At 71.9% G+C, this 12,988-nt stretch carries 10 protein-coding genes; 8 read left to right on the forward strand and 2 right to left on the reverse strand.

The annotated features are described in order from the left end of the window. Positions 1 to 1,042 precede the first annotated feature (1,042 nt). The gene (fusA, locus tag ACFZCP_RS16720) at positions 1,043 to 3,100 is read left to right on the forward strand and encodes an elongation factor G (protein WP_391427750.1); all 2,058 of its coding nucleotides are present in this window, start codon (positions 1,043 to 1,045) and stop codon (positions 3,098 to 3,100) included. Positions 3,101 to 3,342: 242 nt separating this feature from the next. Here the strand turns inward: fusA and ACFZCP_RS16725 are convergent, their stop codons facing one another. Continuing rightward, positions 3,343 to 4,632: an ROK family protein gene (locus ACFZCP_RS16725; protein WP_391427751.1), complete on the reverse strand. Its 1,290-nt coding sequence runs from the start codon at positions 4,630 to 4,632 to the stop codon at positions 3,343 to 3,345. Between the two features lie 197 nt (positions 4,633 to 4,829). Here ACFZCP_RS16725 and ACFZCP_RS16730 point away from each other — a divergent pair, with 197 nt between their 5' ends. From ACFZCP_RS16730 to ACFZCP_RS16755, 6 genes are all read left to right on the forward strand, one after another. Next, the gene (locus tag ACFZCP_RS16730) at positions 4,830 to 6,146 is read left to right on the forward strand and encodes an extracellular solute-binding protein (protein WP_391427752.1); all 1,317 of its coding nucleotides are present in this window, start codon (positions 4,830 to 4,832) and stop codon (positions 6,144 to 6,146) included. Between the two features lie 5 nt (positions 6,147 to 6,151). Then, complete coding sequence (locus ACFZCP_RS16735) at positions 6,152 to 7,138, forward strand: ABC transporter permease subunit (RefSeq protein WP_391427945.1); 987 nt, start codon at positions 6,152 to 6,154, stop codon at positions 7,136 to 7,138. Next, entirely contained in the window at positions 7,131 to 7,991 is an 861-nt protein-coding gene (locus tag ACFZCP_RS16740; RefSeq protein ID WP_362682755.1) for a carbohydrate ABC transporter permease, read from the forward strand. The genes ACFZCP_RS16735 and ACFZCP_RS16740 overlap by 8 nt, the downstream gene beginning before the upstream one ends. 29 nt (positions 7,992 to 8,020) lie before the next feature. Next, on the forward strand, positions 8,021 to 9,385 hold the full coding sequence (locus ACFZCP_RS16745) for a GH1 family beta-glucosidase (protein WP_391427753.1): 1,365 nt from the start codon (positions 8,021 to 8,023) through the stop codon (positions 9,383 to 9,385). A 175-nt stretch (positions 9,386 to 9,560) separates the two neighbouring features. Then, entirely contained in the window at positions 9,561 to 10,184 is a 624-nt protein-coding gene (locus tag ACFZCP_RS16750; protein WP_391427754.1) for a hypothetical protein, read from the forward strand. Positions 10,185 to 10,224: 40 nt separating this feature from the next. Beyond that, complete coding sequence (locus ACFZCP_RS16755; protein ID WP_391427755.1) at positions 10,225 to 10,947, forward strand: DUF1775 domain-containing protein; 723 nt, start codon at positions 10,225 to 10,227, stop codon at positions 10,945 to 10,947. A 117-nt stretch (positions 10,948 to 11,064) separates the two neighbouring features. Here ACFZCP_RS16755 and ACFZCP_RS16760 read toward each other — a convergent pair whose 3' ends face one another. Then, entirely contained in the window at positions 11,065 to 11,841 is a 777-nt protein-coding gene (locus tag ACFZCP_RS16760; protein WP_391427756.1) for a CDP-alcohol phosphatidyltransferase family protein, read from the reverse strand. Between the two features lie 107 nt (positions 11,842 to 11,948). Here ACFZCP_RS16760 and ACFZCP_RS16765 point away from each other — a divergent pair, with 107 nt between their 5' ends. Then, positions 11,949 to 12,938 (forward strand): dehydrogenase, encoded by a 990-nt coding sequence (locus tag ACFZCP_RS16765; RefSeq protein ID WP_391427758.1) that lies wholly within the window; start codon positions 11,949 to 11,951, stop codon positions 12,936 to 12,938. Positions 12,939 to 12,988: the final 50 nt, after the last annotated feature.

Raw genomic sequence — 12,988 nt, forward strand, 5'->3', positions numbered from 1 at the left:
CCAGGGCGGCCTGCCCGGCTCCTTCCAGCGCCGCGAAGGGCACGGCATCCCTGGTCACGAGAGCCAGCAGCGGGGCGAACAGTTCCCTGACCGGGGCAGGGCACAGGTGCCGTCCGGGCCTGAGCGCGCCGTCCCGGACGGCCACGGTGCCCAGGAGCATGGCGGGTCCGCCGTACTGTTCCCAAAAGCCCCAGCTGCGCGGTGAGTACGAGCGGCTTCGGGTCTCCTCGTCGGCGGCTCGCGCCAGTTCCAGCTCCTCCCCCCAGAAACCCCGTACCCGGTCGACGCCGTGGGCGAGCCATGCCGGGTCCGTCCCCGTGTGGTGCTGGAGGGCTGCCATCAGCACCTCGCCCCGGCGCACCGACCGGCGGCACGCCGCCCTGTCCCAGTCGTGCTCTGCGGCATGCGCGGCGATCGCCGCGTACAGCGAGTGGTGACGGATGTAGCGGGTCACCGTGGACACGCCGGGCACCAACCGGTCCACGGCCCGCGTCACCGGGCCCTCCACCGCGAGCGGATACCGTCCGGACCGTACGCCCAGCTCCTCCAGTGCCCAGGCCGGCCCATGGACCTGCGCCGTCACGTCGTGACCTCCCGCACCGCGCGGACCCGCAAAACGGCGCGTCGGCGACCGTTCGTGATCCTCCCTCAGAGTAGGGGCCGGGAAATTCGGTGTGCGCCGTCGGCGCTTTTTCCTAGACTCGCCCTGCACCGCGCGCCGCACCGACATCGCGGCGGCGCGCTGCATGACCGCTGATCCATGACCACCGAGGGGAGCCCGGCCGTGCGTGACCGTACCGCCGTCGTCGTTCCCCCGTCGCGGTCCGAGGTGATCCTGGTGTCCTCGTCCGTCCGGTGCCCGCTGCGCGGCCGGCACCGGAGGCCCGTGACGCACGGCTGACGTTCCCACCCCTCCCGTCCGGTACAGACCGCCGGTTCCGGGTGCCGTCATGTCCCCTGCGTGTCACGGGAAATCGCGCTGCCCCTTTTTTTTGACTTCCGGACCCCTCGTCCAGGGATCCGACCTGAAAGGCATCGGGCCGTGCGCACGAACACCAACCCTCTCACCGCCGTACGCAACCTCGGCATCCTCGCCCACGTCGACGCGGGCAAGACCACCGTCACCGAGCGGATCCTGTACGCGACCGGTACGACCCACAAGCGGGGCGAGGTCCACGACGGCACCACCGTCACGGACTTCGACTCCCAGGAACGCGACCGCGGCATCACCATCTTCGCCGCGGCCGTCAGCTGCGCCTGGGACGGCCATCGCATCAACCTCATCGACACCCCCGGACACATCGACTTCGCCGACGAGGTCGAACGCTCGCTCAGGGTCCTCGACGGGGCGATCGCCGTCTTCGACGCCGTCGCCGGGGTCGAGCCGCAGAGCGAGTCGGTGTGGCGGCAGGCCGACCGGCACGGCGTACCGAGGATCGCCTTCGTGAACAAGCTCGACCGCGCGGGCGCCGACCTCGACCGGGCCGTCGGCTCGATCCGGGAGCGGCTGCATCCCGCCCCGCTGGTCGTGCAGGTGCCGATCGGCACCGAGGACGCCTTCACCGGCGTGGTGGACCTGGTGCACCTGCGCGCGCTGGTGTGGGCCGACGGTGACGGTACGGCGGTGCAGGGGCCCGTTCCCGAGGAGCTGCGTCAGGACGTCCTGCGCCGGCGCCGCGCCCTGGAGGAGTCCGTGGCCGAGCTGCATCCGGCGGCGCTGGAGGAGTTCTGCGCCCGGTCGGCACTGTCCGCACAGACCCTTGCAGCCGCCCTCAGGGACCTCACCCGTACCGGCGAGGGCGTGGTCGTCCTGTGCGGCTCCGCCTACCGCAACCGCGGCATCGAACCGCTGCTGGACGCGGTGGTGGCCTACCTGCCCTCGCCGCTGGACGTGCCCGCCGTACGCGGTGTCCACGACGGCAGCCCGCAGCGGCGGGCCGCCGACCCCGAGGCACCGTTCGCGGCGCTCGCCTTCAAGGTGAACGCGAGCGGCACCGGGCGCCTGACCTGCGTACGCATCTACTCGGGCACGATCGAGAAGGGAGACACCGTGTGGGACCCGGGCGCCGGGCGCACCGAGCGCGTGGCGCGCATCCTGCGCGTCATGGCGGACCGCCATGTCCAGCTGGACCGGGCGGTCGCCGGGGACATCGTCGCGCTCGCGGGGCTGAAGTCGGCGCGGGCCGGTTCGACCCTCTGCGATGCGGGCGCCCCCCTGCTCCTGGAGCCGCCCGTGGCCGCCGAACCCGTGGTGTCCGTGGCCGTCGAGGCACGGCGCGCCACCGACACCGGCAGGCTCGCGACCGCGCTCGCGCGGCTGGTGGAGGAGGATCCCTCGCTGGTGGTGCGCACCGACGCCGAGACCGGGCAGACCGTCCTGTCCGGGATGGGTGAACTGCACCTGGAGGTCGCGGTGGAGAAGGTCCGCCGGGACGGCGGACCCGAGGTCACCGTGGGGCGTCCGCGGGTCGCCCACCGCGAGACGGTCGTCGACGGCGTGCGCGGGTTCGTGTTCCGGCACGTCAAACAGGACGGCGGGGCGGGCCAGTTCGCCCATGTCGTCCTGGACGTGGAGCCGCTCGGTCCCGAACCCGGCGTCACCGGCTTCGAGTTCCGGTCCGCCGTGGTCGGCGGGCGGGTGCCGCAGGAGTACGTGCGTGCGGTGGAGGCCGGATGCCGGGACGCGCTCGCCCAGGGGCCGCTCGACGGGCATCCGGTGACCGGGCTGCGGGTCACGCTGACCGACGGCTCGACCCATGTGAAGGACTCCTCCGACACGGCCTTCCGCACGGCCGGCCGGCTGGGTCTGCGCGAGGCGCTGCGCGCCTGTGCAACGGCCCTGCTGGAGCCGGTGGCCGAGGTCACCGTCACCGTTGCCGAGGACGCGGTCGGCGGGGTGCTCGGCGATCTCGCGGCCCGGCGCGGCCGGGTCACCGGCTCCGAGAACCGGGGCGGCGCGGCGGTACTGACCGCCACCGTGCCGCTGGCCGAACTGTTCGGCTACGCAACCCGGTTGCGCAGCCGAACCCAGGGCCGGGGCACCTTCACGACCCGGCCCGCGGGCTACGCCCCGGCGCCGCGACCGGTGCCGGTCCGGTGAGCAGTGCCGGTCCGGTGACCGAGGGCCGGCGGTGACCGAGGTCCGGCGGTAGCCGGGAGCGGGCGGTAGCCGAGCGGGGGTCCCGCACCACGAGCCGACACGGTGCGTGGTGCGGAGCCCACCCCCAACAGCGCCGGAGATCCCCAACGCCGGAGGTCCCCAACGCCGGAGGTCCCCAACGCCGGCCGCCCCTCTCACCGGCCGTCCTTTGACACCGGCCGTCCCCTGACACCGGCCGTCCCTCACACCGGCCGTCCCTCCACCGTCGTCCGCCAAGCCGGTGTCGGTGCCGTGTCCGGTGCGGGGCGTGGGCGGTGACCGCCTGCCGAGAAGAACGCGGCCAGGGGGAGGACCGCCGCGCCCACGGTGACCGCGTCCGGGCCGAGGCGGCCCAGGGCGATGCCGGCCCGGCCCGCGGGGAAGCGGAGGGCGTGCGCGAGGGCGTGCCCGCGGACCTCCTCCAGGAAGGCGCCGCCGAGCTGGAGCCCCGCCCAGCCGCCGATCAGGATCCGTTCGGGCTGGAAGAGGTTGATCAGGTCGGACAGGCCGGCGCCCAGGTACTCGGCGGTCTCGGCGAGGACGGCCGCCGCCACAGGGTCGCTCTCGCGGCCGTCGGCGGGGCGGGCCGCGGCGAGGAGTTCGGTCAGGGCCCGTTCCTCGTCCGCTCCGGCCGACGGCTGCCCGCCGGCCTCCCGCCACCGTGCCACCAGGGCCTCCGCGCCCGCGTACGCCTCCAGGCAGCCGCGTGCACCGCACCGGCACCGGCGCCCGCCGACCCGTACCGTCAGATGACCCCACTCCACCGCGCGGCCCTGCGCCGCCTCCTCGGTGACCACGCAGGCACCGACGCCGGAGCCGAACAGGACCACGACGGCACTGCGGGCCCCGCGCCCGGCGCCGAACCACATCTCGGCCTGGCCCAGTGTCTTGGCGCCGTTGTCGATGTGACAGGGGACGTGCACAGGGAGCCGGCCGGCCGTCCGCAGCAGTCGTTGCAGGGGGACCGCGTCCCAGCCGATCGTCTGGCCGTGCACGACGGCGCCCGACTCGGCGGTGTCCTCGACGATGCCCGGCACACCGATGCCGACGCCGAGGAGTTCGCCGGGGGCGAGCCGGGCCGTGGCGAGCACCTCGGCGATGCCCTCGTGCACATGGCCGACGACGGCGCCGACGTCGTATCCGCGCGGCCCCAGGGGCCGTTCCGTGCGCGCCAGTTCGGTGAGGGTGAGGTCCAGCAGCTCGACGCGGACCCGGGTCTCGCCGACGTCGACGCCGATGAGCCGCCCGCTGTCCGGCCGTATCCGCAGCAGCCGGCGCGGCCGGCCGGCCTCGGAGCCGACGCTGCCCGCCTCCTCCACCAGCCCGTCGGCGATCAGTTCGGCCACGACGTTGCTGACGGACCCCGAACTCAGGCCGGTCGCCGGGCACAGGGCGTGCCGGCTCATCGGGCCGTCGAAATACAACCGTTGCAGAACGGCGCTGCGGCTCTCCCGCCGCAGGTCATGGACCGTACGGCCGCCCAGCCCTGCCACCTGGCCTCCCTGGTTCGCGCGCAATTCCCGCCCGCCGGAGGGGAAGTCGCTGCCGGATCCCTTGACGAGCGTTTCTCTTGAGGTTTAACTCACATCCTAAATTAAGCCATGAGGGGCTTCGGGAGCCGAACGGGGTGTCGGCTTCCGGGAGCGGGTCCCTCGGGGTTTCTCGACTCCCGGAAAGGGACCCAGGAGCCATGCGCAGCATCCGAGCCGCGGCCGTAGGCGCCGTCACCATGTCTCTCGCCCTCGCGGTCACGGCCTGCGGAGGCGGTTCGTCCAGCGGCGGAGGGTCGAACGACTCGCCGAAGACGCTCACCTACTGGGCCTCCAACCAGGGCGCGAGCATCGCGGTCGACAAGAAGGTCCTGCAGCCCGAACTCGACAAGTTCGAGAAGAAGACGGGCATCAAGGTGAAGCTGGAGGTCGTGCCCTGGTCCGACCTGCTCAACCGGATCCTCACCGCGACCACCTCCGGCCAGGGCCCGGACGTGCTCAACATCGGCAACACCTGGAGCGCCTCGCTGCAGGCCACCGGCGCGCTGCTGCCCTGGGACGCGAAGAACTTCGGGAAGATCGGCGGCAAGGACCGGTTCGTCGACTCCGCGCTCGGCTCGACGGGCGTCCAGGGCAAGGACCCGGCCGCGGTCCCGCTGTACTCGATGGCGTACGCGCTCTACTACAACAAGCAGATATTCGCCGACGCCGGTATCTCCAAGCCCCCGGCCACCTGGGACGAGCTGGTCGCCGACGGAAAGAAGATCAGGGCGAAGGGCAAGTCCGTCCTCGGCGCCGAAGGCTCGAACGTCTCGGAGAACATCCACCACGTCTTCGTCTTCGCCAAGCAGCACGGCGCCGACTTCTTCACCCCCGACGGCAGGCCGAACTTCACCGACCCCAAGGTGGTCGACGCGGTCCAGCAGTACGTCGGCCTGATGGCCAAGGACAAGGTCGTCCCGCCCGGTGACGCCGAGTACGCGCAGAACCAGTCCGTCAGCGACTTCGCCAAGGGCAAGCAGGCCATGCTGCTGTGGCAGTCCGCCGCCGCCAACCTCAAGTCCCAGGGCATGAGCGAGGACGCCTACGGCATCGCCCCCGTGCCCGTGCAGTCCGGGACCCCAGGCACCGGAACCCAGACCAACTCGATGGTCGCCGGCATCAACATCGCCGTCTTCAAGAACAGCCACAACCTCGACGGCGCCACGCAGTTCGTGAAGTTCATGACCGGGGACGACGAGCAGAAGATCCTCAACACGGCCTACAGCACCATCCCGCCGGTCAGGACGGCCCAGCAGGACGCGGCCTTCAACGCCCCGGCCGACGCCGTCCTGAAGAGCACCCTCGCCACCAGCGCCGCCGCCCTGCCCCAGGTGGCCTCCGAGTCGCAGTTCGAGACGACGGTCGGTACGGCCGTCAAGGAGCTGTTCGCCGACGCCGCCGCAGGACGCGCGGTGACCACCGACTCGGTCAAGGCGAAGCTGGAGAAGGCGCAGCAGCAGATGCCGGCGGCGTGAGCAGAATGACGACCACCGCGCTGAAGGAGCCGGTGCGCACGACGTCCCCCGGTGCGGCGCGCGCACCCCGCCGCCGCACCGGGCGGATCCGCCGCCTCTCGCTGCCGTACCTGCTGCTCCTGCCCGCCCTGCTGCTCGAACTCCTCGTCCACCTGGTGCCGATGGTCATCGGCATCGCGATGAGCTTCAAGGAACTCACCCAGTTCTACCTCCGCGACTGGAGCAGCGCCCCCTGGTCCGGCCTCGGCAACTACAGGGTGTCGGTGGACTTCGACGCCCCGGTCGGCGAGGCCCTGCTGCACTCCTTCCTCGTCACCGTCGGCTTCACGCTGCTGTCGGTCGGCCTGTGCTGGCTGATCGGCACCGCCGCCGCCGTCTTCATGCAGGACGCCTTCCGCGGCCGCGGCCTGCTGCGCGCCCTGTTCCTGGTGCCCTACGCGCTGCCGGTCTACGCGGCCGTCATCACCTGGGTGTTCATGTTCCAGCACGACAACGGCCTGGTGAACCACGTCCTGCACGACCAGTTGCACCTCACCGGCAAGCCCTCCTTCTGGCTCATCGGCGACAACAGCTTCTACGCCCTGCTGACCGTGTCCGTCTGGAAGGGCTGGCCGTTCGCCTTCCTCATCGTGACGGCCGGACTGCAGAACATCCCGGGCGAGCTGTACGAGGCCGCGGCGCTGGACGGAGCCGGGATGTGGCAGCGGATCCGCCGCATCACCCTGCCCTCGCTGCGGCCGGTCAACCAGGTGCTGGTCCTGGTGCTGTTCCTGTGGACGTTCAACGACTTCAACACACCGTTCGTCCTGTTCGGCAGGGCCGCACCCGAGGCCGCCGACCTCGTCTCGGTCCACATCTACCAGGCCTCGTTCGTCACCTGGAACTTCGGCACCGGCTCCGCCATGTCCGTCCTGCTGCTGCTCTTCCTGCTGGTCGTGACCGGCGTGTACCTCCTTCTCACCTCGCGCGGACGGAGGGCCGCCGATGTCTAGCCCCAGCTCCCCGACGGCGCCCCCGCGCTCCTTCGTGTGGTCCCGGCGGATCTTCCTCACTCTCCTGACCGGCTTCGTGCTGGTGCCGGTGTACGTGATGGTCTCCAGCTCGCTGAAACCCCTCGCGGACGTCACGGGCAAGTTCCGCTGGCTGCCGAGCGGGCTGACCATCCGGCCGTACATCGACATCTGGTCGACGGTCCCGCTCGCCAAGTACTTCGTGAACTCGCTGATCGTGGCGGGCGCGGCGACCGTCTGCTCGGTGGTCATCGCCGTGTTCGCCGCCTACGCCGTCAGCCGCTACGACTTCCGTGGCAAGCGGGTGTTCACGGTCACCGTGCTGTCGACGCAGATGTTCCCCGGCATCCTCTTCCTCCTGCCGCTGTTCCTGATCTACGTCAACATCGGCAACGCCACCGGCATCGCCCTGTTCGGCTCCCGCGGCGGCCTGATCCTGACCTACCTCACCTTCTCGCTGCCGTTCTCCATCTGGATGCTGATCGGCTACTTCGACTCGGTGCCGCGCGAGCTGGACGAGGCGGCCCTGGTGGACGGCTGCGGACCGCTCGGCGCACTCCTGAGGATCGTCGTGCCGGCGGCGGTCCCCGGCATCGTCGCGGTCGCCGTCTACGCCTTCATGACCGCGTGGGGAGAGGTGCTCTTCGCGTCCGTCATGACCAACGACACCACCCGCACCCTCGCCGTCGGCCTCCAGGGCTATTCCACCCTCAACGACGTCTACTGGAACCAGATCATGGCCGCCTCGCTCGTGGTGAGCGTGCCGGTGGTCGCCGGGTTCCTGCTCCTTCAGCGCTATCTCGTCGCCGGTCTGACGGCGGGCGCCGTCAAGTGACCAACACCCCGCATTCCGAAGGGACTTCCGTGTCCGAACGCATCGACCTCGCCGCACTCCCGCACGACTTCCTGTGGGGCACGGCGACAGCGGCGTACCAGATCGAGGGGGCCGTCGCCGAGGACGGCCGTTCACCGTCGATCTGGGACACCTTCTCGCACACCCCGGGGAAGATCGCGAACGGCGACAACGGTGACGTCGCCTGCGACCACTACCACCGCTGGCGCGAGGACGTCGGCCTGATGCGCCGGCTCGGCGTCAACGCCTACCGGCTGTCGGTGGCATGGCCGCGGGTGATCCCCGGCGGGACCGGCCCGGTCAACCCCAAGGGCCTCGCCTTCTACGACGAGCTGGTGGACGCCCTGCTGGAGGCGGGCATCACCCCGTCCGTCACCCTCTACCACTGGGACCTGCCGCAGGTGCTCCAGGACCGCGGCGGCTGGCCGGAGCGGGCGACCGCCCTCGCGTTCGCCGAGTACGCCTCGGCGGTCGCCGAACGCCTCGGTGACCGTGTGAAGCTCTGGGCGACCCTGAACGAACCCTCCTGCTCGGCCTGGATCGGCCATCTGGAGGGCAAGATGGCCCCCGGTGGCCAGGACCTCACCGCCGCCGTCCGCGCCTCCTACCACCTGCTCCTCGGCCACGGCCTCGCCACGCAGGCCGTGCGCGCTGCAGCTCCCGGCGCACAGGTCGGCATCGTCAACAACCTGTCCACCGTGTACGCCGTGACCGACCGCCCCGAGGACCGGGCGGCCGCCCGCCGTCACGACGGCCACGTCAACCGCTGGTGGCTCGACCCGGTGCACGGCCGCGGCTTCCCCGCCGACATGGTGGAGACGTACGGCGTCGAACTCCCCGAGCAGCCGGGCGACCTGGAGACCATCGCGGCCCCGCTGGACTGGCTCGGCCTGAACTACTACTTCCCGGCGTACGTCGCCGACGACCCGGACGGGCCCGCGCCGCGCGTGCGTTCCGTACGCCGCCCGGACGTGCCGCGCACCGGCATGGACTGGGAGATCGACCCGAGCGGCATCGAGACACTGCTGCTGCGCCTCACCGAGGAGTACGGCGCACGGAAGATCCATGTCACGGAGAACGGCTCGGCCTTCGCGGACGTGGTCCGCGCCGACGGCACGGTCGACGACCCGCAGCGCCAGGACTACCTGGAGCGGCATCTCGCGGCGTGCGCCTCGGCGGCCCGCAAGGGCGCCCCGCTGGCCGGCTACTTCGCCTGGTCGCTGCTGGACAACTTCGAGTGGGCGTACGGCTACGCGAAGCGCTTCGGGCTCGTCCACGTCGACTACCGCACCCAGGTGCGCACGATCAAGGGCAGCGGACACCGGTACGCGGACATCGTCCGCGTCCACCGCGGCCAGGCACGCCGGGCCGCCTGAGCCGGGGCCCGGACGGCCGGTGGGCAGGGGGCGGACCCTGCCCACCGGCCCGCACCGCGCTCGCCCGAGTTCCTTGGTCTGTCATGCGCGCGCCATGAATGGTCGCGACCGGACGGGTGACTGAACAGCGCACCGGTGCCCTACGTATCCCCCGACCGTGGGAGGATCCCTCACGATGAGTGCGTCACCGGCGGTAAGGAGCCTGCGCGCCGCAGTCTTCGCCGCGGTGTGCGTACTGCTGGCTGCCGCCGGGCACGGCCTGGCCATGGGGGACATGCCGCCGCTGTGGGCCGACGCCCTCGCCTTCCTGGCCGTCTTCGCCCTCGGGTGCACACTCGGCGGGCGGGAGCGGTCGCTGCCCGGCATCGGTGTGGCCATGCTCCTCACCCAGGCCGGCTTGCACGTCTTCTTCGACGCGGCCCACCAGAGCACCGTCCCGGGCCGTGCGCACATGCTCCGCATGGCGTCCATGCCCGGTCACGCCATGGTGATGACGTACGCCCACGCCCACCCGGGGCACACCCACCCGACGGCCCACGCCACCGTCGCGCACCTGCTCGCCGCCCTGGTCGCCTCCTGGTGGCTCAGGCGGGGCGAGGCCGCGCTGTGGTCGCTGCTGCGCCGCGCCGCGGTGCTCGTACCGGCGGGGCTTCTCGCCTGGTGGCGGGGCACCCGGCTGCCCGCCCCCGCCGGTCCCGCCCTGCGGGGGCCGGAAGGCCCCGAGCCGCCCCGCCGGACCGCGTTGCGGCACTCGGTCAGCCGTCGCGGGCCCCCGGCCCCGATCCCGTACCCGATCTGACCCGTTCCTCCACGTCACTCGTACGGAGATCCACTCACTCATGTCCGTCATTTCAGCGAACCGCATCCCCCTGCGCCGTGCCGGTACCCTCACCGCCCTGACCGCCGCCGGATTCCTCGCCGCGGCCGGCGTCGCCTGCGCGCACGTCACCGTCCACCCGGAGAGCTACGCCAAGGGGGCCACGGACGGTGTGCTGACCTTCCGCGTGCCCAACGAGGAGGACACCGCCTCCACCACCAAGGTGCAGGTCTTCCTGCCCACCGACCACCCCGTCCTCGGCGTCCTGGTCCACCCGCAGGACGGCTGGACCGCCAAGGTGACCACCACCAAGCTCAAGAAGCCGGTCAAGACCGACGACGGCACCATCACCGAAGCCGCCTCCGAGATCACCTTCACGGGCGGGAAGATCGACGCCGGGCAGTACGAGGACTTCGACGTCGCCTTCGGCCAGCTGCCCGACGACACCGGCCAGTTGACGTTCAAGACGCTGCAGACCTACTCCGACGGCAAGGTGGTCCGCTGGATCGAGGAGCCGAGCGGCGGGGACGAGCCGGAGAACCCGGCGCCCACGCTCAAGCTCACCGCGGGCGGCGAGACCGCTGCCGCGGCGCCGGCCAAGAGCACCTCCGCCGCCACGGCCAAGGCCGCGGACGCCAGCGACTCCACGGCCCGCGGCCTCGGCATCGCCGGGCTGATCGTGGGCGTACTGGGCCTCGCGGCGGCCGCCTTCGCCCTCGTCCGGAGCCGCTCCGCCCGGTCGTAGTCACCAGGCGAAGGGCCCCGAAGGGCCCGGAGAAGCGAGGGGGCCCGGAAAGGCGAAGGGCCCAGGAAAGCGAAGGGCCCGGACCGGTCACCGGTCCGGGCCCTTCGCGCTGCGCCCTCAGCGCGCCGCCAGCTCCAGCATCCGCGGCTCCACCGGTGCCTCCTCGGCAGCGTCGAAGGCGCTCGTGCGGGAGTTGCGCCACAGCCACAGCACGTCCCGGCCGAACGACCACAGCAGCGAGCCCAGCGCCAGCAGCACGACCGCCAGGTTGACGGCGAGCGGCAGCAGCTCGGCACCGGCCAGCAGAAGGCAGACGCCCTGGACCGCGGCGACCGTCTTGCGGGCGAACGACGGGGGCAGCGGCGCGTTCAGCCAGGGGGCGACACGGGCCGCGGCGACGAACGCGTAGCGCATCGAGCCGATCAGCACCACCCACGGGCCCAGCTGCATCGCCACGTACACGCTCAGCACCAGGATCAGGAACGCGTCGACCTCCATGTCGAAGCGGGCGCCGAGCGCGCTGGAGGTTCCGGTGCGGCGGGCCACCTTGCCGTCCACGCCGTCCAGGACCAGCGCGACGGCGGTCAGGCCGACCAGCAGCGCGACCGGCGGCGTGCTCTCGAAGGAGTCCGCGACCAGCGCGGTCACCCCGCCGACCAGGGTGGCCCGGCCGAGGGTGACCCGGTTGGCGGGTCCGAAGGAGCTGAGCCGGGAGCGGTGCAGGGCGCGGGAGAGGACCGCCCAGGTGGCGAACGCGAAGGCAAGTCCCGTCAGCCAGCCGGCCGGCCCCATGCCGATCGCCGTGCCGAGCAGGGCCAGCAGCAGGATCTGCACGCCCGCTCCCACAGCGGTCTCCTGCTGGAGCCTCGCGTCAAAAGTGTTGTTCAGGGCCACCGCACACCCTCCGGCCGAGTGACAGAGTCGATCAACGCCGCGTACTCTGCGCGGCCTGTGCACTTCTCGGTACGTGAACAACTTCCCGATCGTTCAGGAGGATGCCGATGAACCGCTCGGCCCGCGCGTTCTGGCTCCGCTCACCCGGCCACGGCGAGCTGCGCGAGATCACTCTCCCGGACCCCTCAGAGGGAGAGGTCCTGGTCCGCGCGCTCTTCTCCGGAGTCAGCCGCGGCACGGAGACACTGGTCTTCCGCGGAGGGGTGCCCGAGAGTCAACACGCCGTGATGCGGGCGCCGTTCCAGGAGGGCGACTTCCCCGCGCCGGTGAAGTACGGCTACCTGAGCGTCGGGCTCGTCGAGGAGGGACCCGAGGCGCTCGTGGGGCGCACGGTCTTCTGCCTGTATCCGCATCAGAGCCGATACGTCGTTCCGGTGAACGCCGTGACCGTGGTGCCCGAGCGGGTGCCCGCCCGGCGGGCCGTTCTCGCGGGCACCGTGGAGACCGCCGTCAACGCCCTGTGGGACGCTTCCCCGCAGATCGGCGACCGCATCGCGGTGGTCGGCGGCGGCATGGTCGGCTGCTCGGTGGCGGCCCTGCTCGCCCGCTTCCCCGGCATACGGCTCCAGCTGGTCGACGCCGACCCGGCCCGCGCGAAGACCGCCGAAGCCCTCGGCGTGGACTTCGCCGCACCCGCGGACGCCCTCGGCGACTGCGACCTCGTCATCCACGCCAGCGCCACCGAACAGGGCCTCAACCGCTGCCTCGAACTCCTCGCCCCCGAGGGTACGGTCGTCGAACTGAGCTGGTACGGAGACCGGCGCATCGCCCTGCCGCTCGGCGAGGCCTTCCACTCGCGCCGGCTCACCGTGCGCAGCAGCCAGGTGGGCACCGTCTCCCCGGCCGCGCGCCCCGGCCGCGGCTACGCCGAGCGGATGGCGCTCGCCCTCGACCTGCTCGCCGACCCGGCGCTGGACGCCCTCGTCACCGGCGAGAGCACCTTCGAGGAACTGCCGGAGCTGATGCCCAGGCTCGCCTCCGGCGAGATCCCCGCCCTGTGCCACCGCATCTCGTACGGCGAGAACGGCCTGACCTGAGAAAAGAGTGAGACAGGGCTGAACGCGGGGAAGCGAAGAGCCGTACTAGA

Origin of the sequence: Streptomyces sp. NPDC007971 (assembly GCF_042958635.1) — a bacterium.
GTDB lineage: Bacteria > Actinomycetota > Actinomycetes > Streptomycetales > Streptomycetaceae > Streptomyces.